This is a genomic window from Streptomyces sp. JL2001 (assembly GCF_050917515.1).
Lineage (GTDB): Bacteria > Actinomycetota > Actinomycetes > Streptomycetales > Streptomycetaceae > Streptomyces.
In genome coordinates this window covers 5,306,984-5,327,699 of the sequence record NZ_CP169421.1, presented here as the reverse complement: position 1 = coordinate 5,327,699, position 20,716 = coordinate 5,306,984, and the positions used below count along the sequence as shown (strand labels likewise).

Below are 20,716 nucleotides of genomic sequence, written 5' to 3'. Positions count from 1 at the left end.
CCCGGCTCCGTCACGGGGCGCTGATGCCCAGCGTGTAGGCACCGGAGCCGCTGTAGGCGTGGACCACGTAGCGGTAGTAGCCGGCGGTCCCGTTGTAGCGGACGTCCTCGTCGGCTCCCTCGGTGCCGCCGACGGCCACGTCGGCCCAGTTGGCGCCGTTCCACTTCTGCAGGTACAGGTCGAAGTCGGTGCCCGCCGGGCCGCGGAGGCAGCCCACGTGGGTGCCGGAGCCGGCCGAGTAGTAGTACGAGCCGTCCGGCTGCGCCTGGGCCTGGCCGGAGCTCAGCGTGCCCCGGTAGGTGTACTCGGTGCCGTCGCAGCCGGTGGGCGGCGTGGTGGTGCCGACGCTCAGCTGGTACGTCACCGTGTGGGTGGCGGAGCCCGTTCCGGTCACGGTGATCGGGTAGGTGCCCTGGGCCGTGCCGGCGGCGACCTGGACGGTCATCGTGGAGGAGCCGCCCGAGGTCACCGAGGTGGGGCTGAAGGAGACCGTGACCCCGCTCGGCGCGCCGCTCGCGGAGAGCTGGACGGTCTGCGCGCTGCCGCCGGTGGTGGAGGTGTTGACCGTGGAGGTCACCGAGGCACCGGGCTGGACCGATCCGGAGGACGGGTTCAGGGCGAGCGAGAAGTCCGGCGTGGTGGTGCCGCCGCAGTCGGTCTCCCCGGACTGGGCCGGCACGGCGACCGCGTTCCAGGCGGCCTTCACCGCGTTGCACTCGGCGCTGCCGTAGGTGTTCTTGGCGCTGGCCAGGGTCGCCTTGCGGGCCGCCAGGTGGTTCCAGGAGGAGGTCTTGCTCAGCAGGGCGCCCATGAAGATCTTGCCGGCCTTCTGGATGCCGATGCCGGTCACGGAGGACGGGCCGCCGGAACAGATGGGGCTGCCGGGCTTGCCGCCGCCCGGGTTGGAACCCTCGGCGAGCAGGTAGAACCAGTGGTTCTGCGGGCCGGCCGCCGCGTGCACCTCGGTGCCGGAGTTCAACTGGGTGTAGCAGTTGGGGTCGTTGCTGTGCAGCGAGGGGTTGTACATGTAGCGGATCGGCTTGTTGTCGCCGAGGAAGTTCAGCTTCTCCCCGACCGTGTAGTCCGGGGTGTCGTTGGGGTTGTTGGCGTAGTGCTCGGTGAGCGCGCCGAAGATGTCGCCGGTGGACTCGTTGAGCCCGCCGTTCTCGTTGCTCGAACCGGAGCTGCCGGGCGTCCGGTCGAATATCTCGTGGCCGTACTCGTGCGCCACGACGTCGATGCCGGTGAGCTGGTTGGTGCCGTTCTGGTTGCGCCCGTAGGTGGTCTTCGTACCGTCGTAGTACGCGTTCACCTCGCTCAGGCCGGCCCGCGCGGGGACCATGCCGCCCTGCCCGTTCTGGCCGTTGTAGCCGAACCACTCCTTGAGCATGGAGTGTTCCTTCTGGGCCGCGTACATGATGTCGACGCAGGCGGTGACCAGGTCGTTGGCGCCGCCGTTGCCCCACGGCGAGGAGCCGGTGTAGGCGCTGCCGTTCTGCCCGCCGCACTTGAAGCCCCCGCGGTTCGGGTCGGTCATCGAGGAGGCGGCCGTGTCGATGGTGACGTTGCCGTCGTGGTAGCCGCGCCCGTCGGCGTGCAGGATCTTGTCCGTGGACCGGGCCACGCCGCCGGTCCGTGCGTCGACATAGGTGTCGAGCGCGCTCGGGGCGTCCGCCGCGGTCCGGCCGACGACCCGGGTGTGCCAGGTCAGGACGGGCTTGTCGCCCTTGAGCAGCACGGTGAGTTCGGGCGTGCTCGCGCTCTCGACGGTGGCCAGCTGGGCGCGGGCGGTGGCGAGGGCCGCGGCGGCCGTCACCTTCGCCGTCGTGGGGATCCGGATGGCGGGTGCCGGGGCGGCGGCGATGTCGCGGACCTTGCCGGCGCTGTCCGAGAGGACCACGGCGTCCCCGCCGACGACGGGGAGACCGCGGTAGGTGCGCTGGTAGGCGGCGTAGTAGAGCCCGTTCGCCCAGGGGGTGACCGCGGTGCGGACGAGGTCTTCGTCGGCACCGTGGCGCAGCTCGTCGAGCCCGCTGTCCGCGGCCTTGTCGGCGGCGGCGAGAGCGAGGGACCTGCCCTGGCCGGGCGGCACGGGCGCGGCCTGCGGGGCCGCGGCGGCGGGGCCGGCGAGGGCGGTCGCGAGGCTCGCCGACAGCGCGAGGGCTGCCACGGCCGCCGTGAGTCTGATGGAGTGCAACGTCTGCTCCGTTTCAGGGTGGGGGAGACGGATCGTCGCGCCGAGTATGGGCGTGGACATGGCCAGTTCGGGACATCCCACCGGTCATAAGACCCGCGTTATGGTGCCGCCGCCGCACCGTGCGTACGCTGCCCGGATGCAGCTGGAGTTGAGGCATCTTGAGGCTGTCTGCCGGATAGCCGACGCGGGAAGTCTGGGGCGTGCGGCGGTACGGCTCGGGGTCTCCCAGCCGGGGCTGTCGGCGCAGCTGCGCCGGATCGAACGGGCGGCGGGCGGCGAGCTGTTCTTCCGCGGCAGGGAGGGCGTACGGCCCACGCCGCTCGGCGAGTTCGTGCTGTCCCGGGCACGCCGGGTCCTGGGCGAGATGGACGCCCTGGCCGCCGGGGCACGGGCCGCCGCCCCGCACCCCTCGCTGCGGCTCGGCTGCATCCTCCTCGTGCTCGTCGACGGGCTCATCGAGCAGTTGGAGCCGGTGATGACCGGCCGGGAGATCGCCGTGAGCCTGGAGCACTCGGTGACCACGCTGACGCGGATGCTCGGCGCGGGCCGCTACGACGCGATCGTCTACGGCGAGGTCAACGACCACGAGGTGCCGCTGCCGGACGGCACGCTGGCCCGGACGCTGATCCCGAAGGAGCCGTTCTGCGTCCGGATGTCGGCCGCGCACCGGCTGGCGGACCGGCGGCTGATCTCGCTGGCGGACCTGGCGGGCGAGACGTGGATGACGCTGGTGGAGGACGACGACGGCGGGCCGGAGGCCCTCGTCGACGCCTGCGCGAAGGCCGGGTTCACCCCCTCGCTGCGGTACCGGATCGCGGACCGCAAGATGCACTACGACCTGATCGCCTCGGGCCGCGCGATCTCACTGAGCCAGCCCACGGCGCTGCCGGCGGAGGGCACGGTGCTGCGGCCGCTGGACGGCGAGCCGATCAACGGCCGGATCCGGCTGGCCTGGAACCGCGCGGCGGTCCCGGCCCGTGACGCGGACCTGCTCTACCGCGCGGCGGCCCTCGCCTACCTCGCGAACGTCGGCCACAACGCCTTCCACCGCACCTGGTGGGAGGCCCGCACGGAACTGCACCCGGTCCTGGACCCGGTGCCGCAGCCGCTCCCGGACAGCCCTCCGTAGCCGCAGGGGCCGCCGGCGGAATCCGCGGAACGGCGGGCCGGCTACTTGCCGGCCGGCGGCCGGACCGGGGCGGGGGCCGGTGCCGTGGGGCCGACGGCGTCGTCGGCGTCGTCGGCGTCGTCGGCGTCGTCGGCGTCGTCCGACTCCCCCGTCAGCTCGCGTGCCATCAGCGTGGCGCCGGCGACCGCGCCCGGCATCAGGAACACGGCCACCAGCGGGACCAGGAAGGAGAGGGTGAGGGGGACGCCGAAGCCGAGGGCCATCGCCCGGCGGCCGCGGAGCATGGCCAGCCGCTCCTTGAGCTCGACACCCCGGCGCTGGAGTGCGACGGCCGAGAGTTCCTCGGCGAGGAAGAAGCCCGAGACGCAGAAGCCGATCACCGGGACGACCGTCTGGCCGACGACCGGGATGAAACCGCACGCGAAGAGCAGGACGCCGAAGAGCGCGACCCGCAGCAGGACCCGCACGCTGTCCCGCGCGGAGATCCACAGTTCGCGCCAGAGCGGGAGGCCGGACTCGGGGACGTCGCCGCCCTCGGCGCGGTCGACCTGCTCGGAGAGGGACTCGTAGAACGGCTGGCCGACCAGCAGCGTCACCGCGGTGAAGGTGATCACCGCGAGGAACAGGCCGAAGCAGAAGACGAGCCCGGTCAGGAAGCCGCGGAAGAGCCCCTGCCAGGGCGAGCCCCAGTCGTCGGCGAACGGCGTCGCCCAGCCGGTGAAGTCGTCGGCGCCGTAGCCGAGACCGATGAGCGCCCCCGCGTACAGCACGAGCGTCACCAGACCGGGCAGCAGCCCGAAGCCGAACCACCGGCCGTGCCGGCCGACCCACTTCTGGCCTCGCACCAGGTAACGGAAACCCACCCCGAAATCACGCATGCCGATCACCCTATCCGGGGGCTCCGGACGGGCCGGGCGGCCCCCGCGCTCAGCCCGAGCAGGCGAGCGGGAGGGCCGCCGCCGCCGTGGCGGCCCGGACCGCGAGGACGACCGGGTCCGTGCACTCCGGGCGCGGGGCCCCGGTCGGCCGGCGGAGGGCGTCGAGCAGCCAGGTCACGGCGGGGTCCGCCGGGCGCCGGGGACCGGTGTCGGCGAGCGCGTACCCGTGGACCGGGAACAGCCCGAGGATCCGGCGCCGTACGGGCACCAGCAGGCCCTGGTCGAGCAGCTGGTCCCGGGTCCCCTCCAGAACGTCCGGGCCCAGCCGCTCGACCCAGCCGCGCGGCCCTCGTCCCCGGTCGGCGAACAGCAGCCGTTCGAGGACGAGGTCGACGACCGGGTCGGGACAGCGCCGTGCGCCGCGGACCACGATCTCGTCGTGCGAGACGCTGATCCGTCCCTCCAGGGCTAGTTCGAGGAGGGCGGCGCCGGCCGCGCCGAACCCCAGCTCCGTCCGGAACATCCGGGAGCGCAGCCTGGGGTCCTCGTGGGCGGCCAGGACCAGCCGGGCGGGCAGCGAGCACCGCGGTGCCGGTGGTGGCGCCATGCGGGTCAGACGCCCAGTCGCTGCTTGACGTCGGCGAAGAACGGGATGTGCCGGTAGTCCTTGGCCGCCTCGTCGTAGTCGGTGTAGGCGTTGGTGAACGCCAGCAGGCCGGCCTTGACGTCCGCCACGGACTCGGTGTGAATGCGCCGTTCCACGGTCACGATCTCGTCCAGGAAACGGGCCAGGACCGCGGGGAGTTCGGGCGCGAGGTGGATCCGGTCGCCGCGCAGGGCGATGCCGCCGTTCTCGGACAGGTAGTTGAAGAGCAACTGGGAGGCGACGGCGTCGTAGTTGGGCCGGGGGATGCCCTCGACCGCGTAGCGCAGCAGGCGTTCCGCGAGCATGTACTCGTAGGCGCGCCGGGCCTCGTCGGCGGGAAGCTCGTCGTCGTTCAGGCAGACCAGCATCGAGGAGACGTCGACACGGAGCTCCTCCAGACCGGCGAGCGGCTTGAGCTTCTTGGCGTGGAGGTAGTCGGGAATGGGCATGTCGCCCTGCCGGTGGTGGAATTCGTGCAGCCGCACCCACCAGGCGGAGGCGGATTCGACGAGGTCGTCGTCGGCGCCCTGGATGAGCGGGAAACTACCCGGCGCCATGACCGCGTCGATCATCTTGCGGGTGATGCGGTTGTGGCGTTCCACGAACTTGTTGATGAAGTAGAAGATCAGGTCGTCCGGGTCCTGCCGGCCGTCGAGGTGGTTCTCCGGGAACAGCGCCACGACCACCCGGGAATCGAACCCCTCGGAGCACGCGGTGATGTTCACCGGCATGGTGTTGCTGGCGTACCGCTCGGCCAGCAGCGGGTGGGTCGGCAGCGTCTCGTAGGTCAGGTAGTCCAGGGACAGCCGGGGGAAGTACGAGGCATCGAAGTACGAGAAGATGTGCTGGTCACGCCGGGTGTTGACATGGGCCTTGGTACGCAGCAGCCGGGGCTCCTCCGCGAACCCGCGCAGGTCCTCCATGAGGGCCCGCGCGATGGGCTGTTCACGCAGATGCGGGGATTTCTCCATCTGTTTCAGCAGCCCGTCGAGGAATTCGGGGTCGCGTGGGTCCGCGCTTCTGTCCAGGCCCTTGCGTATTCCGTCCACCTCGTCGATGACCCGCTTGATCTCTTCGCTCATGTCACTCGCCCCTTCCGGTGGTGGGATAGTTCTGGCGTTTCCAGTACTCCAGGCCGCCGATCATCTCCTTGACCCGGAATCCGGCGGCCGCGAGCGCGGCCGCCGCCTTCGTGCCGGCGTTGCAGGCGGGACCCCAGCCGAAGGTCACGTAGAGGAGTTCGGGGTCGAGCGCGCCGAGGACGTCGGCGGTCATCGTGGGGTGCGGAACACTGCGCGCGCCGGGAAGCGTCTCCTCCCGGTACGCGGCCTCCTGCCGGGCGTCGATCAGGACGAAGCCGGCCACCCCGTCGGACACGTCGTGGTGGACGTCGAAGGGGTCCGTCTCACAGGCCAGCCGGGCCCGGAGGAAGTAGTCGAGCGCCTGACCGGGCTCGGCGGCGGGGACGGCCAGAACCCGGGACGCGGGCTGTGGCCGTCGGGGCGTGGTCGGTGCCGCGGCTGTGTCAGCCATCCGTGTCATCCATGAAGGTCATCCATCCGTTTCATCCATCCGTGTACTCCGTGTCGCCGGACTCGGCGGCGTGCGCTTCGGCCGCCGTCGACGCGGCGCTCGCGTCGTTCTCGGCGAGCCAGCCCTCGATGAGGAACCTGTCGATGGAGTCGGCGCGGTAGACGTGCCCGGCGTCGATGCGGGCCCGCAGTTCCGCCGCCGTGAACCACCGCGCGTCCACCACCTCGGCACCGTCGACACGGACGGTGTCCGTGTCGGCCTCGGCGCGGTAGCCGACCATGAGGCCCGCCGGGAAGGGCCATGCCTGCGAGCCCTGGTAGACGACGGACTTCACCTGGACGCCCGCCTCCTCGAAGGCCTCGCGCCGCACGGCGTCCTCCAGGCTCTCGCCGATCTCGACGAAGCCGGCGAGGGTGCTGAAGGACTGCGGCCCGGACTTGGCGTGCCGTGCCAGCAGGCAGCGCCGGGGCTGACCGGCCAGCTCGATCAGCATGATCACGGCGGGTTCGATGCGCGGGAAGAGGAGCTTTCCGCAGTCGCGGCAGACCCGCAGATGGCCGCCGTCCCTGGAGTCGGCGGGACCGCCGCAGGCACCGCAGAACCGCTGGTTGCGGTGCCAGTGCAGCAGGCCGCGCGCGTAGGCGAGCAGTCCGGCCTCGGCCGCGGTGATGCCGGCGACGAGCTGCCGGACGTCCTGGACGGCGTCGGCGCCGGCCAGGTCGCGGGCCCGGTCCTCCTCCAGTGCGGACAGGTCGGCCGCGAAGACCGCCTCGTCCCCGTCGAGTCCCAGGAACACCGCCTCGGCGGCCTGGTCGAGCAACTCGGCCGCGTCGGCGACCCTCCGTACCACCGGTGTCCCGCCCCGGGTGAGGCACTGGTCGCGCCAGAGCGGGAGCACCCGGGTGCCGGGGCGGGACGCCTGCGAAGCGACCCAGGCCGCGTCGGATCGGCGGTCGCCGGCCCGGTCCAGTTCAAGTCCGGTGTAGTGCACGGAGGGACTCCTGTCGTTCATGTCGCGTCGGCTCGGCTCACCCCTGGCCGCGCCACCGCGCCGGCGTCACGCGGGGTGACGGCGGCGCCCAGGGAGGCGAACTCGGCGGCCAGATCGGCCGGGCAGTCGTCCAGGAGACCGGCCACAGAGTCCCACACCACCCGGGCCGCCCTGACCAGCAGATCGTCCTGGGGCGGCGTCAGATAGTGCTGGAATCCGAGCATCTCGAGCGGCGCCGCGACCGCGACCAGCACGTGGTCGGGCAGCTCGATCAGCCAGCCGTCGAAGCGGTCCGCCTCGACGATGCGGCCGACGGTGGCGCGCAGCGAATCCATGTCCACGTCGTCCGCCTCGCGCGCGCGTCGCAGCACGGCGTCAGACCTCGTCCGTGTAGCGGATCGGCGTGTAGCCGGCCAGCTTCTCGAAGTCCCGGTAGAGGGTCTCGTAGTCCTTGTTGCGGACGAGGAAGGTGCCGCCGTTGTCGATGAGCGAGGCGCCCTGCTTGATCTCCTCGCCGAGCTCCACCTTCCACTTCATCGTGAAGTCGCTCTCGACCTCCGGGTCCAGGAGCTCCGCGACGACGCCGGGACGCTTGGGGATCACCGCGTCGAAGCAGTACATCTGCTCCTGGTCCCACGGGTGGCTGCGCACTCCGGCCTCGATCTCGAAGGCCAGGTTGAGCAGCGCGACCGCGTAGTTCTCCTGCATGGCCGCGAGTCCGGCCAGCCCCTTGAACCGGGCGCCGACCTCCAGGAAGACCAGCTCGTCGTCCTTCGTGTGGAAGAGCTCCAGGTGGCTGCCGCCGTCCAGCCGGCCGAGCGCGTCCAGGACGGTCTCGGTGAAGGCCACCATGCGGTCGACCCGGGGGTCGGAGTCGATCAGGTTGATGTCGGCGTTGACCCGGCCCTTCTGCACCTCGGTGGAGTTGACCAGGTACTCGGTGACCCCGCGGAAGACGGTCTCGCCGTTCTGCGTCACCAGGTTGACGCTGTACATGGTGCCGTCGATGTGCTCCTCGTACTCGTACGAGCGCCCGAGGTCCGCCGGCAGGGCGAAGAACTCCTCCGCCGTGAAGACCTTGTAGACGCCGTCGGCGGAGGCCGCGTCGACGGGCTTGAGCACGAAGGGGAGGCCGACCTCGGCGACGATCCGGTCCAGGTAGGCCGCCGGGTCCGCCGCGCTGGCCTCGGCGTCGAAGCGGCCGAACCTCGGCACGCGCAGACCGGTGCCCGCCAGCCGCTCCTTCATCAGGCACTTGTCCCGGTAGGGCAGCAGCTCGTCGTACGTGGGGCCGGGCAGCCCCAGCTCCTCGCGCAGTTCGCCGGTCAGCAGCAGGTTCCGCTCGTCGAAGCAGTGCAGGGTGAGCTCACCGGGAGCGCACTCCGCGGCGAGCTCGCGCACGAGGGCCCGGACGGACGCCGGGTCGGCGATCGACGACTCGGTGTACGAAGGGTCGTCGAGGCCGCACGGGACCACATGGATCTGGTGGAAGTAGTTCCGCTCCTCCTGCGAGACGTTGGCGCTGTCCTGCTCGGAGAAGATGCCGACGAACCGCACCTGGTCCGGCTCCACCAGCAGGTCGTGGCGGAACACCCCGAAGCCCCGGGTCGAAATCACGACGACCGTCTTCATGCGCTTTCTCCTGTCATCGTCTTGGTCTCGTCGGACGTCCCGGTGGTCCCGGCCGTCTCGGACGTCTTGGTCCTCACTCGCTTCTCCAGGGCGAGGAGCAGCGGGATGGCCAGCAGGCTCAGCGAGGCGAGGAAGACCATCGGCAGCACCTCGCCCCGGGCGAGGAGGAAGGTGAGCAGTCCCGGCGCGACGACCTCGCCGACGGTCCAGGACAGCTGGTAGGTGGCCAGGTAGCGGCCACGGATGGTGCTGGGGGCCATCGACACGCTCAGGGTGTCGAGGGCGGGGAAGGCGATGACCTCACCGAGGGTGAAGACGACCATCGCGAGGAAGAGCCCCACGTAGGTCACCGCGTCCGGCGTCACGTAGAGGACGGCGAAGAGGACGAACGCGGCGGCGTTGAGCACCGCGGCGAGCATCACGGCGCGGGTCATCCGGGAGGACTCGGCCTTGCGGGCGACCAGGGTCTGGGTGAGGGAGACCTGGATCGCGTTGACCACGATCAGCGTGCCCGCGGTCCAGGCGGGCATCTCCAGCGCGTCGACGATGTAGATCGCCAGCAGCACCTTGATGAGCATCTGGGCGAACACCATGGTGGCGTTGACCCCGATGAGCAGCGTGTACGAGACGTCCCGCAGGACCGTTCCGTAGCCGGCCCGGGGCTGCTCCGGCGGCGCGGTCCGCTCCTCCGGGGCCGCGTCGAGGATCACGTCGGCGGTCGCCTGCGGGGTCTCGTGCGAGGTCTCCTGGGGTGCGGGCCGCCAGGTGTAGAGAAGGGTGGCCGCGAGGACGTAGCTGGCCGCGTTGCCGATGACGATGGCGTGGAGCGCGGTCCCCTCCCCCAGCGTGAAGGCGAAGGCGGCGAGCGCGCCGCCGACGCCCATCGCCGTGTTGCGCAGGGCCGTCATGAAGCCGAACCAGGTGGTGCGCCGGTCCTCGGGGGCGGCGAGCACCACCAGGCCGCTGCTGGACGTCCAGTAGGTGGTGTGTCCCACCTGTACGAGGAAGACCACGATCACGATCTGCCACACGGAGTGCGCCAGAAGGAAGCCGAGGTAGCCCAGGACCGAGACCAGGTTGCCCCAGGCCGCCGTGCGACGGGCGGTGAACCGGTCGATCAGCGGGCCCACGATCATCGACGTGGGCAGGGCGAGGAGCCGCGCCAGGGTCATCGCGGCGCCGATCGCGGCCAGCGACACAGGGGTGGTCCGGGCGAAGTACACCACCGTGAACGCCAGGATCAGTCCGGTGCCGAGGCTGTCGATCAGACTCGCGGAGACGAACTTGCCGTGCCCCTTCAACCGTGGGATGCCGAGTTTCCGGCCTATCGACTCGGGTTCGACGGTGGTTGCCACTTCCTGGCTCTCTCTCGCTTCGGTTCGTGCCTGACGGGTGCGGGTCAGCCCTGTTCGGGCCGGGTGACCACGCGGATCCGGTCGAGGAGGCCGTCGCACCGCTCGATGGCGGCCGCGGTGTCCTCGGCGGTGACGAGGACCTGGACGTGCCGGCCGTAGTTGTCGGTCATCGGGCTGATGACGTCGCCGGGCGCGAGGTACACGTCGACGCCGAGGACGCCGGGCAGTGCGCGGACCTCGTCCACGCCCTCGATGGACTCGACGACGCCGGGCCGGCCGTTGACCCACTTCGTCGCGCCGCCGAGCACCGCCCGGGGCCGCTCGTGCAGTTCGGTGACCAGGCGGAACGGCCAGCCGGCCGCGTACTGCTCCAGGTCGACGCCGTGGGTGACGGCCATGAAGTCGAGCAGCCGGTCACCGGCCACCCGGTCGTGGCCCTCGATGATCCGCGGGCCCTTGGAGGACAGCTTGATCTCGGTGTGGCCGACGCCGTCCTTGAGTCCGATGGCCGTCAGGAAGCCGACGACGTGGTCCACGATGGTCCGCTCGTCCTCGGGGTCGAGGATCGCGGGCAGCGCGTGGCCCATCTCGACGACGCCGTCGTGGAACTTGCCGGTGACGGAGACGACGATGTGGCGGCCCGCGAAGGAGAACGACTCGACGCTGTACTCGACGCCGTCGATGTACTCCTCGGCGATGAAGGAGGTGACGGGGTAGAACGTGGCCATGGGCAGGTCGTCGCGGTCGCGCAGCCCGGCCAGCTCCGCCCACGCGGCGTCGGCCTCGTCCGGGCCCTCGATGATGGCGATGCCGCGGCTCGCGGTGCCGTCGAGCGGCTTGACGATCACCGGGTAGCCGTGGCGGGTGCCGAACTCGCGGATGTCGTCACCGGACTTGACCTCGGCGCAGCCCACCGACTCGAAGCCGCTGTGGTGCAGCCACTCGCGCATCCGGAGCTTGTCGTGCAGGCGGTTCGCCACCTCGTAGGAGGTGCCGACGAGGCCGAGCCGGTCGTTGAGCCGGCCGGCCAGCTCGGTGGCCTGCTCGACCAGGGTCATGACGGCCGTGAAGCCGTACGCCTCGTGGGCGGCGCGGACGATCGGCCAGGTCACGTCCCAGTCGAGGTAGTCCACCAGGAGCAGCGCGTCGGCCGCCTCGGCCTGGCCGGGCAGCAGCCGCTCCTTGTGCTGGAGGAGGACGACGCGCAGGCCGAGCGCCTTCGCCTTCTCGATGGCCTGCAGCCGCCCGCCGATGATCAGGATCGTGTTCATGCTGGCTGTTCCTCCGGTGGTCACGGGGTGGCGGTGGTCGACGTGGCGGGGGTGGCGCCCGCGGTGGTCCGCCGGTCGTCCTGGGCCTCGTCGTAGAGGGCCTCGACGATCACGTCGAGGCCGGCCGTCAGGCTCTCGTCGGACACGATCAGCGGCGGGAGGATCTTGATGACCTCGCTGTCCCGGCCGCAGGTCTCCACGATCAGACCGCGCTCGAAGCAGCGGCGGGAGATCTTCGCGCCGGAGATGCCGGCGGCGCTCACGTCGATGCCCCAGATCAGCCCGAGCCCCCGGACCGAGGCGCGGAAGCGGGCGGTCACGTTCTGCTCCAGGTAGGCCGCGACCAGGTCGCCCTTGCGGCGCACCTCGGCGCCGAACGCCTCGCCCGCGCCGTCCGCCCAGTGGGTGCGGATGGTCTCCGCGGCGGCGACGAACGCGAGCTGGTTGCCGCGGAAGGTGCCGTTGTGCTGGCCCGGCTTCCACACGTCGTACTCGGGCTTGACCAGCAGCAGCGCCATGGGCAGGCCGTATCCGCTGATCGACTTCGAGAGGGTGATCAGGTCCGGCCGGACACCCGCGCGTTCGAAGGAGAAGAAGGTGCCGGTGCGGCCGCAGCCGACCTGGATGTCGTCGACGATCATCAGCACGCCGTGGGTGTCGCACCAGGTCCGCAGGCCGACGAGGAACTCGGTCGGCGCGACGTACACCCCGCCCTCGCACTGCACCGTCTCCACGATGACCGCGGCCGGCTTCTCGACGCCCGAGCTGCTGTCCGACACCAGCCGGTCGAGCAGGTCGAGCGAGTCGAACGGACCCATCGGGGAGTCGGGGAAGGGGATGTGGGTCGTCTTCGGCAGGGTGGCGTGGAGGCCGGCCTTGTAGAACTCCGAGCCGACCGCGGCCAGTGCGCCGGTGCTCACCCCGTGGAAGCCGCCGCCGAAGGCGACGACGTTGGTCCGTCCGGTGACGAGCCGGGCGACCTTGAGGGCCGCCTCGACCGCGTTGGTGCCGGAGGGGCTGCAGAACTGGACCCGGTGGTCCAGCCCGCGCGGCGCCAGGACGTGTTCCTGGAACGTCTCCAGGAAGTCCTGCTTGGCGGTGGTCGCCAGGTCGAGGGCGTGGGTGAGGCCGTCGCGCTCGATGTAGTCGATCAGGGCGCGCTTGGCGAACGCGGGGTTGTGGCCGTAGTTCAACGCGCCCGCTCCGGCGAGGAAGTCGAGGTACCGGGTGCCGTCGGCGCCGGTCACGAACTCCCGCTGGGCGGTCTCGAAGGTGGCGGGGAAGGACCGGGAGTACGAGCGGACCGCCGACTCCCGGCTGTCGAACACGGCGGCCGGGCCGCTGTCCTGCGTCATGACTGCCTCTTCGTGCGTGCGGGTCACCGCGGGCCTCCGGTCGGCGTCGGGGCCGGGAGGTCCCGGCCGATGTGGCGGGAGTGGGCGACGGCGTTGCGCGGGTGGTCGCCCACGGGCTCGCCGTTGACGACGACCTCGCACCGCGCCGCGAGGCCGCGCCGGTGCGCCTCGGACGCCGTGTCGCCGGTGACGATGAACATGCCGACGGCGTCGAGCTGGTCGGCCCGGCCGCTGAGCTTCTCGCCCCGGGTCTTGCTGGCGCGGGCCGCGAGGGCGTCGGCGGGGAACTCGATCGAGAGGAACTCGGTGGTCCCCGGGCGCGGCATCACGAGCATCTCGACGGCGAACCGGTGGGTGCGCTCGGTGAAGGACAGATCGGGCCGGATGCCGCAGCCGACGTCGACCAGCACCTCGGCGAAGTCGACCCCGTAGGCCGCGCCGGTGGCGACCGGGGAGGCGAAGCCGGCCGAGCGGGGGTTGAAGTCGATCAGCTCGGCGGTCCCGTCCTCGGCCACCATGAACTCCAGGTGGGTGCCGCCGTGGTGGAAGCCGAGGGCTTCGTGCACGGCGCGCGAGGTCTCGACGATCCGGTCCATGTGCGGGTGGAAGTAGGGCAGTTGCGTGCCCTGCTCGACCACCGGGTCGGCGGCGAGCACGTAGCGGCCGGTGAGGGCGACGAAGCCGACCTCGCCGCGGTGCACCATCGACTCGACGGACAGCAGCTCGCCCTCCGCGCGCTCCTCCAGGACGAAGGCGCCGTGGGCCCGGATGTAGTCGCGCATCAGGGGGTTGACGACCTCGGTCCGCTCCACCGTCTCCATCGCCGCGCGGAGTTCCTCGGGCGAGGACACCTCGAAGCACAGGGCGCTGCCGGTGCCGTTGGCGGGCTTGAGCACGGCGGGCCGGTCGAAGCCCCAGGTCTCCCAGGCGAGCGCCTCGTCGAGCGGGGCCGTCCGCAGGGCGGTCAGTCCGGCCTCCTGGAGCCGGGCGCGGACCTGCGCCTTGTCGAGGATGCGGCGCAGGGTCGCGGGGTCGGTCGTCGGCAGGCCGGCGAGCTCGCGGAGGGCGGCCTGGTGGGGCAGCGCCCCCTCGAACACGCTGTGGGTGCCGACGATCTCGTAGCGGTTGACCAGGTACTTGAGGAGCGGCTCGACGATGGTGGGGTCCGTCCAGGAGGCGACCTGGACGTACTCGTCGACCAGCCCGTCCGGCACGGTGAACGGGCCTTCGGAGCACAGCGGGTTGCGGTTGAGGGCGACGATCTCGAAACCGCGGGCCTTGGCGGCCTGCGCGGTGACGAGCATCGCGTTCATCATCTCGAAGAGTACGAACGCTCTTCTGCGGGGCATCGGGTGCTCACTTCCCTGCCGGAACCGCGACGGCCCCGATGTCGGTCCGATAGCGCATGCCGGGGAATCCGATGCGCTCGATCTGGCCGTAGGCGCGGGCGCGCGCCTCCTCGGGCGTGGTGCCGGCGCCGACCACGTGGAGCACCCGGCCGCCCGTGGTGCGCGGGGTGCCCGCGGTGTCGAGCCGGACGTTCGCGCAGAAGACGACGGCCTCGGCGGGGTCGACGCGGTCCAGCCCGCTCACCGCCTGGCCGACGGCGAAGGGGCCGAACGGCCAGCCGGCCAGGGCGTCCGCGGACCCCGGGTCGAGGCTGCCCTGGACGAGGGCGACCGAGCAGCGGGCCAGGCCGTCGGTCTCCAGCCGGTGCCGGCCCAGCTCGCGGGCGAGCACCGCCTCGCACAGTGCGGTGAAGTCGCTGAGCACCCCGGGCAGGACGACCTCCGCCTCGGAGTCGCCGAAGCGCGCGTTGATCTCGATGACGACGGGGCCGCGCGGGGTGAGCATGGCGCCGATGTACACGAACCCGGTGAAGTCCAGGCCCTCCGCCCTGAGTCCGCGCAGCAGCGGCTCGACCAGGGCGGCCCGGAGCTCCTCGCGCAGCTCCGGGCTGTCGTCCGGGTGCGGCGCGACGGAGCCCATGCCGTCGCAGTTCTTGCCGGCGTCGTTCTCCAGGGTGCGCTTGTAGTCGAGGCCGGTGGGGAACAGCAGGGCGCTGTCCCCGTCCAGCAGCGCGAACACCGAGATCTCGGGTCCGGTCAGGCGTTCCTCGACGACCAGCCGCAGGCCCTCGCGGCACTCGCGGGCGAATCGGTCGACGGCCGCCTCCGCTTCGGCCGTCGAGTCGCAGACCACCGAGCCGTCGCCGTCGGGGGTCAGCCCGTCGGTCTTGACGACGCAGCGGTACGGGAGGGTCCGCAGGTACTCCTTGGCCTTCTCGGGGTCGGTGAAGACCTCGAACTCGGGCACGGGGATGCCGTGGTCGGCGCAGAACTCCTTGCCGCGGGTCTTGCTCGACTCCAGCGCCGCGGCGGCCCGCGTGGGGCCGACGACCCGGTGTCCGGCGCGGCGCAGCTCGTCGACGTATCCCAGGGACAGGGCGTCGATGTTGGAGACGAAGACGAAGGAGACGGGGTGCCGCTCCAGGAACGACAGGGCGCTGGCCGGGTCGGTCAGCGAGACCGACGGGGCGGGCACGATGCGCGGGTGGTCGATCACGTCGCAGCCGGGGCCGTAGTAGACGGTCACGTCCGGGTCGGTGCGGGTGAACAGGTCGCAGATCGCGTGGCCGCGTCCGGTGCTGTCGACGACGAGGATCTTCTTCATGGACCTTGCTCGTGTGGTCACGGGGTCACCCCGCCGTCGACGGGGTGAGGGGGGCGGACGGCACAGCGGTCCAGTCACGGACGCTGTTGCCGACGTAGACGTGGGTGAGCAGGCCGCCCCACGCCTCGTAGTAGCGGTCGGCGTTGCCCTGCGCCAGGTCGTCGTTGCGGACCCAGGAGGAGTTCGCCCAGTCGCACTTGGGCCGGACGTGGTGCAGGTCGTGCTGCACGGTGTCGCCGACGAGGATGCACATCCGGTACGGGGCGTAGAGCAGCGTCATCCGCAGCCACCAGCCGGTCCAGGCGGCGAGCCGGCCGGCCGCGCCCAGCGAGGCGGTGTCCGGGACGGACTCCCCGCAGAACCGGCCGAAGGTCAGCTCGTCGCGCTGTGCCTTGGTGAGCCGCTCGGCGTTGTCGTGGATCCACCAGCGGTGCTCGCTGAGCGTGTAGAGCAGGGTCTGGTTCTGGAAGAAGAACGTCAGCGGGACGAACCAGAGCAGCAGCCACTGCGCCCACCAGCCGGTGACCGCCAGCAGGGCGACGGTCGCGGCCAGGAAGCCGTAGGCCATCGCCATCCGGTACAGCGGCGAACGGGTCAGGAAGTTGGCCCGGACCCGGCTGAACAGGAAGGACCAGTGGTGCCGGGGCGAGAGCACCGCGCGCAGCAGGTAGCCGCGGAACTCCCGGCGGCTCATTCCGGGCCGGGCGCCGGTGCTCTGCAGGTACAGCGTGTCGCCGTCCTTGAGGGAGCAGGGGAAGGCGTGGTGGGTGAGGTGCTCCTGGCGGTTGCCGTCGAAGGGCGGGCGCCACAGCAGGGTGGTGATCAGTTCGCTGACGACCCGGTTGCCCTCCTTGGAGGCGGTGAACATCCGGTGCAGCGTCTGGTGGACGACGACGACGTCCAGCCGCCGCATGCCGCCGGCGGTGACCGGCCAGCTGAGCAGCAGCACCGGGACGAGCACGTACCAGGGCTGGGTCAGGGCCCAGGCGCCGGCGGCGACGGAGACGGCGGTCTGCACCGCGCCGGCGATCAGGGCCAGGGTGGGGCGCCACATGACGCGGGGCTCGGCGCCGGCCAGCGGCACGCCGGTCACCCAGGTCAGGAAGGGTTGCACGAGGCGCGGCAGGCCGCGCATCGTCTCGCGTGGTTGCATCGTTGGCTCCTCGGTGGGCGACCGGGGCGTCAGCCGGCGTCTCGCGGATCGCGGACGCCGCCGAAGAGGGCGTCGTTGGTCTCGTGCGTCATGGGGCGGCTGAGGTCGTCCTCGCTGGCCAGCGTCATGTTGACGATCGTGCGGCGGCCCTCGCCGCGGATCGGGTACACACGGTGCATGGTGGTGTTGGTCTTCACGACGTACGCGTCGCCGGGCTCCAGCGCGTAGGAGCGGACCTGGCTGCTGATCAGCGCGCCGTGGACGTCGGGGTTCTCCTTGTCCCAGGAGGTGTGCGAGACCGCCTGGACGAAGCCGCCCTCGGTGTAGTGCGGGGCCTCGAGGACGAGGATGATGCCGTAGGTGTAGTCGTCCCAGTGCCAGCCGTGGGTGTCGCCCGACTTCAGCAGGCGGCTGATGACGTAGTGCTCGCCGGCGTAGGGGCAGGTGTGGACCTTCTCGCCGACGACGCGGGAGACGAGGTCGAGGACCTGCGGGGAGAAGTAGAAGGCGTCGATCAGCGGGCCCTCGTCCTTGATGACGGGCTGGCCGACGGTGGTCATGCTGCGCGGGGTGCCGTCGGTGATCTCGAAGGTGAGGTCGTGGCTGACGCCGTAGCGGTCCATGATGCCGAATGCCTCGTCCCGGATCGGACCGAAGAGTTCCGGCGGAAGCAGTCCGCGAAGCGGCACGATGTGTTCCGCTGCGAATTTCTCACGTATTTCAGCCGTCGCCGCGGCGTCGAACTTCTCGGCGAAGTGGCGCCCCAGCAGGCCGTCCACCTCTTCCGCGGCCACGTGCACCGCACTTCCGTCGATCGTCATGCGTTCCCCCTCGTCGATTTTTTCGTGCGATTTCGGTGCGTTGCGGAGCGATCAGAGTCCGGCGGCGTCGGACGGACGCGTGAATTCCAGTGCGTGGACCATGAAGCGCTCGCCCTCGAATTCGGCGCGACCGTCGGCCCGCAGCTTTTCGAGGTGGCCGAGCATGATCTCCTTGTGTTCCGCGTAGCTTTCCAGCGGAATGTCCATCTCGCAGACCTCGATGGTGCGCACCTCGTAGCCCTTGTCGCGCATCTCGGAAATCGTGCGCGCCACGTCGGCGAGCGAGGAGTGGGCCATGACCAGCCGGCCGCCGGGCACGAGCAGGTCGTCGATCCGGGCGACGACGGCGTCGTACATGCCGCGGCCCTCGCGGCCGGCGACCAGGGCCGTCTCCAGTCCGCTGTCGGTGGAGTAGCGCGGGTCGTACGGCAGGTGCGGCGGGTTGGTCACGACGAGGTCGGCCTTCTCGACCGGCGTGAAGCTGGCGAGATCGGCGGCGACGCAGGTCACGCGGTTGACGTCGAGCCCGTTGCGGGCGACGTTGGCGAGCGTGTCCCCCGCGGCGGCGGCGTTGACGTCCATGGCCGTGACGTGGGAGGCGCCGCCCGCGAGCAGGGCGACCGTGTACAGGCCCGAGCCGCAGCCCAGGTCGAACGCGGTGAGGCCGCGCGGGTCCGGGGCGCTCGGGTTGTTGAGGGCGGCGACCAGGCTCAGGCCGCAGTCGGTCGGGAAGAGGACCTCGGCGGGGTCCTCGACCTCGATGCGCAGCGGCCGGCCGCGGTACTCGAAGACGCCGTAGGCGGGGCGGGCGGCCCAGAGGGTCCCCTTTCCTCCGACAGGCAGGGACCGTCGCTCGACCGGCGTCGTGATCGGGGCAGCACTCATCGCAGCCTGGAACCTTTCGATGGGTTGGGCAGAGTGGAGGAACACGCGTCGAAACAGCCGGAATGCCGTGCAGGCAATTCCGGAAGAAGGCATGCCGAATTGCACGCGCCGGACACAGGGAACCGCCGGGGGCGAAGAGCGCGTGAATCAGCCGGTACTCACCGGGAAACAGTGGGAGAACGCACGGCCGTGGGGAAACGGGCCGGCAGGGGGCGGGCTACGCGGCCCGCACCGTCAGGACATGGACCGAGACGCTTCGGAGACGCCGCTGAATCGGCGGGCGTGAGCTCGGTCGGGACGGTGGAGAAGCATGGGGGGTGTCGTGCTCAAAGTGACTGCCTCCGGGTGAGGGGTAAACCGGAATCGGAGCTTACGGACGCAGGTGGCGCCGTACAGGGCGGCCCAGGATGGTGATGCGCCGGTGAGCGCGGAGTCGTACTGGTTTCTGAGCCGTCGCAGAAACTAGTGATCGCGAAAGGAGTTCGTCAACCCTCGTCATTCATATTCTTCAACCTGACAAACTCCGCGGCATTGCCTTTGGCATATGCAGAGAGGGCCGCACCCCGGTCGGTCGGGGTGCGGCCCTCGTCTAGCGTACGCGGAACTCAGACGGCGAGCTCGACGGTGATGTTCCCGCGGGTGGCCTTGGAGTACGGGCAGACCTGGTGGGCCTTCTCGATCAGGCTCTTCGCGGTCTCGGCGTCCACGTTCGGGATGGCGGCCGAGATCTTGACGATGATGCCGAAGCCGTCGTCGTTCTTGCCGATGCCGACCTCGGCGGTGACCGTCGAGCCGGAGATGTCGGCGTTCTCGTTGCGGGCGACGACGCCCAGCGCGCCCTGGAAGCAGGCGCTGTACCCGGCGGCGAAGAGCTGCTCGGGGTTGGTGCCGGCGCCGGACCCGCCCATGGCCTTGGGCGGGTTGACGACGACGTCGAGCTGACCGTCGTCGGTGGCGACACGGCCGTCGCGCCCGTTCTGAGCGGTGGCGATGGCCGTGTACAGGACGTCGGACTGCTGTATGGACATCTGGGTCTTCCTTCTCATGGTTCGCCGCGACTCGCGCCCACGATCGCGACGGCTGAGGGAAGACTAGCCGGTCACCGAGACGATCATCTTTCCGGTGTTGTCGCCGCGGAGCAGGCCGAGGAAGGCGTCCACGCCGTTCTCGATGCCCTCGACGACGGTCTCGCCGTACTTCAGCTCGCCGGAGCGCAGCCAGCCGCCGACCTCCTGGACGAACTGGCCCTGCAGGCCGTAGTGGTCGCCGACGAGGACGCCCTGGAGGCGCAGCCGCTTGCCGATGATCATGGCCATGTTGCGCGGGCCGGGCACCGGCTCGGTGTCGTTGTACTGCGCGATCATGCCGCAGATGGTGGCGCGGCCGTGCACGTTCAGCGAGGAGATCGCGGCTTCGAGGTGGTCGCCGCCGACGTTGTCGAAGTAGACGTCGATGCCGTCCGGGGCGGCCTCGCGCAGCTGGTCGCGGACGGGGCCGTTCTTGTAGTTGAAGGCGGCGTCGAAGCCGTACTCCTCGACGAGGAGCTTGACCTTCTCGTCGGAACCGGCGGAGCCGATGACCCGGGAGGCACCCTTGAGCCTGGCCATCTGGCCGACCTGGCTGCCGACGGCGCCGGCCGCGCCGGAGACGAAGACGGCGTCGCCCTCCTTGAAGGAGGCGACCTCGAAGAGGCCGGCGTAGGCGGTCAGGCCCGTCATGCCGAGGACGCCGAGGTAGGTGGAGAGCGGGGCGAGCTCCGGGTCGACCTTCGTGGCGTGCTGCGCCGGGACGTCGGCGTACTCGCGCCAGCCCAGACCGTGCAGCACGTGGTCGCCGACGGCGAAGCCCTCCGCGTTGGACGCGACGACCTGGCCGACCGCGCCGCCGTCCATGGGGTGGTCGAGCTTGAACGGCGGGACGTAGGACTTCACGTCGTTCATCCGGCCGCGCATGTACGGGTCGACGGAGAAGTGGAGGTTCTTGACGAGGATCCGGCCCTCGGCGGGCTCGCTGACGGGCGTCTCGCGCAGGGCGAAGTCCGCCGGGGTGGGCCAGCCGTGCGGGCGGGCGACGAGGTGCCACTCACGGCTGGACGCGGGAAGTACGGACATCTGCACGGCCTCCTGGGAATGCTTCACTCTGAGAAAACTTCAGGTTGCCAATACTTAACAACCTGAAACAACCATGCCCCTGGATA

General features: G+C 70.8%; 19 protein-coding genes. 1 reads left to right on the top strand and 18 read right to left on the bottom strand.

Going from position 1 to position 20,716, the window contains the following annotated elements; translation table 11 throughout:
* Window positions 1-10: 10 nt before the first annotated feature.
* The gene (locus ACE1OA_RS23730; RefSeq protein ID WP_384867412.1) at window positions 11-2,197 is read right to left on the bottom strand and encodes a M4 family metallopeptidase; all 2,187 of its coding nucleotides are present in this window, start codon (window positions 2,195-2,197) and stop codon (window positions 11-13) included.
* A 136-nt stretch (window positions 2,198-2,333) separates the two neighbouring features.
* On the opposite strand from ACE1OA_RS23730, the gene ACE1OA_RS23725 reads away from it, so the two are divergent.
* Window positions 2,334-3,326, top strand: a complete 993-nt coding sequence (locus ACE1OA_RS23725) for a LysR family transcriptional regulator (protein WP_432753335.1) — start codon at window positions 2,334-2,336, stop codon at window positions 3,324-3,326.
* 41 nt (window positions 3,327-3,367) lie between these two features.
* Here ACE1OA_RS23725 and ACE1OA_RS23720 read toward each other — a convergent pair whose 3' ends face one another.
* The 17 genes from ACE1OA_RS23720 to ACE1OA_RS23640 form a co-directional block, all read right to left on the bottom strand.
* Window positions 3,368-4,204, bottom strand: coding sequence for an EI24 domain-containing protein (locus ACE1OA_RS23720; protein ID WP_432753334.1), 837 nt, complete (start codon window positions 4,202-4,204; stop codon window positions 3,368-3,370).
* 49 nt (window positions 4,205-4,253) lie between these two features.
* Complete coding sequence (locus tag ACE1OA_RS23715) at window positions 4,254-4,811, bottom strand: GOLPH3/VPS74 family protein (protein WP_356773954.1); 558 nt, start codon at window positions 4,809-4,811, stop codon at window positions 4,254-4,256.
* A 5-nt stretch (window positions 4,812-4,816) separates the two neighbouring features.
* Window positions 4,817-5,932 carry a DUF6421 family protein gene (locus ACE1OA_RS23710; protein WP_356598479.1) on the bottom strand — a complete coding sequence of 372 codons (1,116 nt, stop codon included), beginning with the start codon at window positions 5,930-5,932 and terminating at the stop codon, window positions 4,817-4,819.
* A gap of 1 nt (window position 5,933) precedes the next feature.
* Entirely contained in the window at window positions 5,934-6,383 is a 450-nt protein-coding gene (locus ACE1OA_RS23705; protein WP_356598481.1) for a rhodanese-like domain-containing protein, read from the bottom strand.
* A gap of 31 nt (window positions 6,384-6,414) precedes the next feature.
* The gene (gene nudC, locus ACE1OA_RS23700) at window positions 6,415-7,395 is read right to left on the bottom strand and encodes an NAD(+) diphosphatase (protein ID WP_432753333.1); all 981 of its coding nucleotides are present in this window, start codon (window positions 7,393-7,395) and stop codon (window positions 6,415-6,417) included.
* Window positions 7,392-7,745: a hypothetical protein gene (locus tag ACE1OA_RS23695; protein WP_356598486.1), complete on the bottom strand. Its 354-nt coding sequence runs from the start codon at window positions 7,743-7,745 to the stop codon at window positions 7,392-7,394. Before ACE1OA_RS23695 ends, nudC begins: the two co-directional genes overlap by 4 nt.
* Before the next feature lie 4 nt (window positions 7,746-7,749).
* The gene (locus ACE1OA_RS23690) at window positions 7,750-9,006 is read right to left on the bottom strand and encodes an ATP-grasp domain-containing protein (RefSeq protein WP_356598488.1); all 1,257 of its coding nucleotides are present in this window, start codon (window positions 9,004-9,006) and stop codon (window positions 7,750-7,752) included.
* Complete coding sequence (locus ACE1OA_RS23685) at window positions 9,003-10,361, bottom strand: MFS transporter (RefSeq protein WP_356598490.1); 1,359 nt, start codon at window positions 10,359-10,361, stop codon at window positions 9,003-9,005. Before ACE1OA_RS23685 ends, ACE1OA_RS23690 begins: the two co-directional genes overlap by 4 nt.
* Window positions 10,362-10,405: 44 nt before the next feature.
* Window positions 10,406-11,632: an ATP-grasp domain-containing protein gene (locus tag ACE1OA_RS23680; RefSeq protein WP_356598492.1), complete on the bottom strand. Its 1,227-nt coding sequence runs from the start codon at window positions 11,630-11,632 to the stop codon at window positions 10,406-10,408.
* A 20-nt stretch (window positions 11,633-11,652) separates the two neighbouring features.
* Window positions 11,653-12,987, bottom strand: coding sequence for an aspartate aminotransferase family protein (locus ACE1OA_RS23675; RefSeq protein ID WP_356598494.1), 1,335 nt, complete (start codon window positions 12,985-12,987; stop codon window positions 11,653-11,655).
* 23 nt (window positions 12,988-13,010) lie between these two features.
* On the bottom strand, window positions 13,011-14,336 hold the full coding sequence (locus ACE1OA_RS23670; protein ID WP_356598496.1) for an ATP-grasp domain-containing protein: 1,326 nt from the start codon (window positions 14,334-14,336) through the stop codon (window positions 13,011-13,013).
* 7 nt (window positions 14,337-14,343) lie between these two features.
* Window positions 14,344-15,681, bottom strand: coding sequence for a phosphoribosylamine--glycine ligase (gene purD / locus ACE1OA_RS23665; protein ID WP_432753332.1), 1,338 nt, complete (start codon window positions 15,679-15,681; stop codon window positions 14,344-14,346).
* Window positions 15,682-15,685: 4 nt separating this feature from the next.
* Entirely contained in the window at window positions 15,686-16,813 is a 1,128-nt protein-coding gene (locus tag ACE1OA_RS23660; RefSeq protein WP_432753331.1) for a fatty acid desaturase, read from the bottom strand.
* 29 nt (window positions 16,814-16,842) lie between these two features.
* Window positions 16,843-17,634 (bottom strand): HalD/BesD family halogenase, encoded by a 792-nt coding sequence (locus ACE1OA_RS23655; protein ID WP_356598502.1) that lies wholly within the window; start codon window positions 17,632-17,634, stop codon window positions 16,843-16,845.
* 51 nt (window positions 17,635-17,685) lie between these two features.
* On the bottom strand, window positions 17,686-18,519 hold the full coding sequence (locus ACE1OA_RS23650; protein WP_432753330.1) for a methyltransferase: 834 nt from the start codon (window positions 18,517-18,519) through the stop codon (window positions 17,686-17,688).
* 605 nt (window positions 18,520-19,124) lie between these two features.
* On the bottom strand, window positions 19,125-19,547 hold the full coding sequence (locus ACE1OA_RS23645; RefSeq protein ID WP_356598506.1) for an organic hydroperoxide resistance protein: 423 nt from the start codon (window positions 19,545-19,547) through the stop codon (window positions 19,125-19,127).
* A gap of 63 nt (window positions 19,548-19,610) precedes the next feature.
* On the bottom strand, window positions 19,611-20,630 hold the full coding sequence (locus ACE1OA_RS23640) for an NADP-dependent oxidoreductase (protein WP_432753329.1): 1,020 nt from the start codon (window positions 20,628-20,630) through the stop codon (window positions 19,611-19,613).
* Between the last annotated feature and the right edge of the window lie 86 nt (window positions 20,631-20,716).

Excerpts from the sequence above, each read along its gene's own strand:
- ACE1OA_RS23725 (WP_432753335.1), top strand. The coding sequence starts at position 2,334 with ATGCAGCTGGAGTTGAGGCATCTTGAGGCTGTCTGCCGGATAGCCGAC.
- ACE1OA_RS23710 (WP_356598479.1), bottom strand. The coding sequence starts at position 5,932 with ATGAGCGAAGAGATCAAGCGGGTCATCGACGAGGTGGACGGAATACGC.
- ACE1OA_RS23670 (WP_356598496.1), bottom strand. The coding sequence starts at position 14,336 with ATGCCCCGCAGAAGAGCGTTCGTACTCTTCGAGATGATGAACGCGATG.
- ACE1OA_RS23655 (WP_356598502.1), bottom strand. The coding sequence starts at position 17,634 with ATGACGATCGACGGAAGTGCGGTGCACGTGGCCGCGGAAGAGGTGGAC.
- ACE1OA_RS23675 (WP_356598494.1), bottom strand. The coding sequence starts at position 12,987 with ATGACGCAGGACAGCGGCCCGGCCGCCGTGTTCGACAGCCGGGAGTCG.
- ACE1OA_RS23720 (WP_432753334.1), bottom strand. The coding sequence starts at position 4,204 with ATGCGTGATTTCGGGGTGGGTTTCCGTTACCTGGTGCGAGGCCAGAAG.
- ACE1OA_RS23715 (WP_356773954.1), bottom strand. The coding sequence starts at position 4,811 with ATGGCGCCACCACCGGCACCGCGGTGCTCGCTGCCCGCCCGGCTGGTC.
- nudC (WP_432753333.1), bottom strand. The coding sequence starts at position 7,395 with ATGAACGACAGGAGTCCCTCCGTGCACTACACCGGACTTGAACTGGAC.
- ACE1OA_RS23640 (WP_432753329.1), bottom strand. The coding sequence starts at position 20,630 with ATGTCCGTACTTCCCGCGTCCAGCCGTGAGTGGCACCTCGTCGCCCGC.
- ACE1OA_RS23645 (WP_356598506.1), bottom strand. The coding sequence starts at position 19,547 with ATGTCCATACAGCAGTCCGACGTCCTGTACACGGCCATCGCCACCGCT.
- ACE1OA_RS23705 (WP_356598481.1), bottom strand. The coding sequence starts at position 6,383 with ATGGCTGACACAGCCGCGGCACCGACCACGCCCCGACGGCCACAGCCC.
- ACE1OA_RS23680 (WP_356598492.1), bottom strand. The coding sequence starts at position 11,632 with ATGAACACGATCCTGATCATCGGCGGGCGGCTGCAGGCCATCGAGAAG.
- ACE1OA_RS23650 (WP_432753330.1), bottom strand. The coding sequence starts at position 18,519 with ATGAGTGCTGCCCCGATCACGACGCCGGTCGAGCGACGGTCCCTGCCT.
- ACE1OA_RS23690 (WP_356598488.1), bottom strand. The coding sequence starts at position 9,006 with ATGAAGACGGTCGTCGTGATTTCGACCCGGGGCTTCGGGGTGTTCCGC.
- ACE1OA_RS23660 (WP_432753331.1), bottom strand. The coding sequence starts at position 16,813 with ATGCAACCACGCGAGACGATGCGCGGCCTGCCGCGCCTCGTGCAACCC.